This is a genomic window from Paenibacillus sinensis (assembly GCF_019904155.1).
Classification (GTDB): Bacteria; Bacillota; Bacilli; order Paenibacillales; family Paenibacillaceae; genus Paenibacillus_AQ; species Paenibacillus_AQ sinensis.
Window position 1 is genome coordinate 1 of sequence record NZ_JAHCMB010000169.1, and the last position, 3,235, is coordinate 3,235.

Below are 3,235 nucleotides of genomic sequence, written 5' to 3' on the forward strand. Positions count from 1 at the left end.
TATGATAAACAATGTCAGGCTTCAGCTTCTCAAATAACTCCTCTACCTCTTCCTTGACAGCTAAGTCATGGTAATAAATATTTTTCATTTGAGAAATGACGTCGCTGATTCTCCAAAAGTCAGAGTTTCGTCTAGCTGTTATACTCACCTCATGATTAGTCTGCTCAAGTAAACCTCTGACTAGATTTGCTCCAACAAACCCCGTAGCTCCAGTTACCAATATTTTCATATTTTTACCTCTATATAATAATATTATTAACTATTGTACTCGCTAATCTGTTTGAAACAGATATCCGTCATATTAGTGTTNCTTTATTCCATTCGACGATTTTATCCAAAGCATTATCCAGAGACCATTTTGGCCTCCAACCAAGTTGAGATACAGCCTTTGAGCAATCGAGTTTAAGGTATTTTGCTTCATGATACTGGGGGGCAAAATCTACTTCATAGTTTCCTGCCCCCCATTTTTCGCACATTCGCTCGACTATCCACTGTACAGGCTTAGCATCAGAGTCCTGCGGACCGAAATTCCAAGCTTCAGCATACTTGAAACCTTCCGAATATAACTTCTCAGCAAGCATTAAATATCCACACAGAGGTTCTAAAACATGCTGCCAGGGTCTAATTGCTAAAGGATTTCTAATTTGTATGGTTTGATCACTTGAGAGTGCTCTTATGCAATCAGGAATAAGCCGATCCGTTGCCCAGTCTCCTCCTCCAATAACATTCCCTGCTCTTGCAGAGGCTATAGCTACCTTTCTACCGGAAACACCCTCGTCAAAGAAAGAATTTCGATAAGCACTTGTAACTAACTCTGAACAAGCTTTACTGCTTGAGTAAGGATCATATCCACCAAGAGGCTCAGTTTCTCTGTAGCCCCAAACCCATTCCTTATTCTCGTAGCATTTATCGGTCGTGACATTCACGAATGAAACAACGGTTTCACAATTTCTTACTGCTTCTAAAATATTAACTGTCCCCATAACGTTTGTGGAATAGGTTTCTACGGGGTTTTTATAAGATTCTCTGACCAAAGGCTGGGCTGCCATATGAATCACAATTTCAGCTTCCGATTCTTTGAGCGATCTTGCAAGAAAATCCGCATCCCGAATATCCCCAATAATACTTTTGTTAATAAGTTTGTCAATTTCACAATTTTCAAATAAACTTGGAGTGGTGTTGGGAGCCAAAGAATAACCTGTTACTTTAGCCCCCATGGAAACAAGCCATAAACTTAGCCATGATCCCTTAAATCCTGTGTGACCAGTTAAGAAAACTCTTTTTCCATTCCAAAATTTTGCATCAATCATTTTGATTTCACCGACTCCATATCCCATGTCTTCCAGGGAGCATTATTCGTCTTCCATAATTCCTCAAGATAATTGCGGTCACGCAGAGTGTCCATAGGCTGCCAAAATCCTTCATGCCGGAATCCCATCAATTCCCCATCGCTAGCAAGTTGCTCCAATGGTTCTTTCTCAAAAACAGTTTCATCAGAAGAAATATATTTAAAAACATCAGGTTCCAATACAAAGAATCCTGCATTAATCCAAGAACCGTCACCCTTAGGCTTCTCTTGAAAACCGTTAACTTGATTGTTAGCGGTTATATCTAAAGCACCAAATCTGCCGCTTGGCTGAACAGTAGTAACAGTAGCCAGACGTCCATGTAATTTGTGGTGGCGAACCAACTCTTTAATATCTACATTTGAAACTCCGTCGCCATATGTTAACATGAAAGTTTCGTTTCCAATATACTCTTGAATCCTTTTCACTCTACCTCCGGTCATGGTATCAATCCCGGTATTAACCAATGTCACTTTCCAGGGTTCTGCAGTGTGATTATGAGTTACTAGCTGATTATCGCTTCGAAAATCAAAAGTAACGTCTGATTCATGTAAGAAATAATGAGCAAAGTATTCTTTAATATAAAACCCTTTATAGCCCAAGCAAATAACAAAATCATTAAACCCATGGTGAGAATACTGCTTCATTATGTGCCATAAGATCGGTCTTTGACCGATCTCTATCATTGGTTTCGGTCTAAGATGCGACTCTTCGCTGATACGTGTTCCATAACCGCCCGCAAGAATTACAACTTTCATTTAAAACCCTCCAAGTTCAATTTTCCCGCTGACAAATTCCTTTATTTTACCAACTACATAATTAATTTTCTCTTCAGTCAGTCCTGGATAAACACCGACCAAGAAGGTATCATTCATTATCTTGTCTGTGTTGGTAAGATCTCCGCTTATCCGATAATTCACATTTTGGAAAGCAGGCTGACGGGTCAAATTACCTGCGAACAACATTCTTGTTTGAATTCTGTTTTTCTCCAAAAACTCAACAATCTCATTTTTACTGAAAGGTGCATTATCTCTAACTGTAAGCATAAACCCGAACCAGCTTGGATCAGAGTCCCGAGTCGCTCTAGGCAAGATAAAGTAATCGTTTAGATCCTTCAATCCATCGTACAGCCGGGCAAAGTTGTCCTTACGAGCTTGTGTAAATTGCGGAACCTTTTTCAGTTGCTCTACTCCAATCGCTGCCTGCATCTCAGTCACTCTCAGGTTATATCCGATATGTGAATAAGTATACTTATGATCATATCCGTAAGGCAGAGATCCTAGTTCCCAGCCAAAGCGTTTGTTACAGGTGTTATCGCAGCCAGATGGGCACCAGCAGTCTCTTCCCCAATCTCTAAAAGATTCGATAATTGACTTGAGTTGAGCGTTATTGGTGTATACTGCACCGCCTTCTCCCATGGTCATGTGATGTGGAGGATAGAAGCTTGATGTGCCAATATGACCGTGGGTACCGGTTAGTTTCCCTTTAAAACGTGAAGCCAGTGCATCACAATTATCCTCAATTACCCATAGATTGTATTTTTCAGCGANTCGATCAACTAAAATATTATAGGTTCCAAGTTCGACATCGACAAAGACAGGAACAGCGCCATTTTGAACAATCGGTGTTACAGTCGTTGGAAAACCAGCTGCCACGGTAATGACTTCATCTCCCGGCTTAATTTGACGTTCTTTCAGCTTAGGAGATGTTAGAGCGGAAAATGCCAAGAGATTAGCTGATGATCCGGAGTTGGTCAAAAGAGCATACCTAACTCCAAGAAACTCTGCATATTCCTTCTCAAATTGTTTGTTATAACGGCCAGCAGTAAGCCAAAAATCTAGAGAAGAATCGACAAGACTTCGCATTTCTTTTTCATCGTAAACACGTCC

3 protein-coding genes and 1 pseudogene are annotated in these 3,235 nt (G+C 40.4%); all 4 read right to left on the reverse strand.

Annotated features, from left to right (window positions below; all coding sequences use genetic code 11):
• On the reverse strand, window positions 1-229 hold a 229-nt coding region (locus KIH86_RS19625; protein ID WP_223110618.1), incomplete at its 3' end, for an NAD-dependent epimerase/dehydratase family protein.
• Window positions 230-255: 26 nt separating this feature from the next.
• Window positions 256-1,310 (reverse strand): annotated as a pseudogene (gene rfbG / locus KIH86_RS19630) (CDP-glucose 4,6-dehydratase).
• On the reverse strand, window positions 1,307-2,104 hold the full coding sequence (gene rfbF, locus KIH86_RS19635; RefSeq protein WP_223081153.1) for a glucose-1-phosphate cytidylyltransferase: 798 nt from the start codon (window positions 2,102-2,104) through the stop codon (window positions 1,307-1,309). Before rfbF ends, rfbG begins: the two are co-directional and overlap by 4 nt.
• Window positions 2,105-3,211 carry a lipopolysaccharide biosynthesis protein RfbH gene (rfbH, locus tag KIH86_RS19640; protein ID WP_456094021.1) on the reverse strand — a complete coding sequence of 369 codons (1,107 nt, stop codon included), beginning with the start codon at window positions 3,209-3,211 and terminating at the stop codon, window positions 2,105-2,107.
• Window positions 3,212-3,235: the final 24 nt, after the last annotated feature.